Genomic DNA, 641 nt, shown 5'->3' on the forward strand with positions numbered 1-641 from the left:
CCGCACAAGTTGATGCAGGCGAAGGCGGAGGCAATCTTGTTGTTGTCCCGGCGGGTCGACATTGAGGTCGTGGCCGAGATGGCAGAACGTCAGGTCTCGACGATCCGGTCCTGGGTCAGGGACTGGCATGCGGCCAGGTTGGCATCGATCCATACCGACCATGCGGGGAACCTGAATGCGTCGAAGTTGACTGCCCAGCAGCGGGCCGAGGTGGTCGCTGTGTTGCAGCAGCCTCCCGGTGATGAGGGTCTCCCCGTGGAGTTCTGGAGTGTCCCGGACCTTGCCGGATGGATCTCCTCCCGGTTCCAGGTCACCTACGCCAGCGAGACCTCGTACCACTTCCTGCTCCACCTGGCCGGACTGTCGTTCCACAAACCCGAGGCCGTGGACCAACGCAGAGCAGATGAGACCGAGATCACTGCCCGGATGACCCAGATCCGTCACGACCTCGCCACCTGCTGGGCAGGAGACGATGTGATGATCGTGGCCGCGGACGAGGTCAGGATCGAACACGAGGCGATCCTGCGACGGGCCTGGTACACCCGGGGCACCAAGGCCCGGTTGAGGGTCAACCGGATCACCCAGTCCCAGTCCTACATCGGGTTCCTCCACGAGACAGACGGAACTGTTGACCTGATCGC

General features: G+C 63.2%; 1 protein-coding gene. It reads left to right on the forward strand.

Annotation, left to right across the window (positions count from 1 at the left end):
• Positions 1-78: 78 nt before the first annotated feature.
• On the forward strand, positions 79-641 hold a 563-nt coding region (locus EII34_RS15750), incomplete at its 3' end, for a helix-turn-helix domain-containing protein (RefSeq protein ID WP_260425203.1).

The organism is Arachnia propionica (genome assembly GCF_003859805.1).
Taxonomy (GTDB): Bacteria; Actinomycetota; Actinomycetes; order Propionibacteriales; family Propionibacteriaceae; genus Arachnia; species Arachnia propionica_C.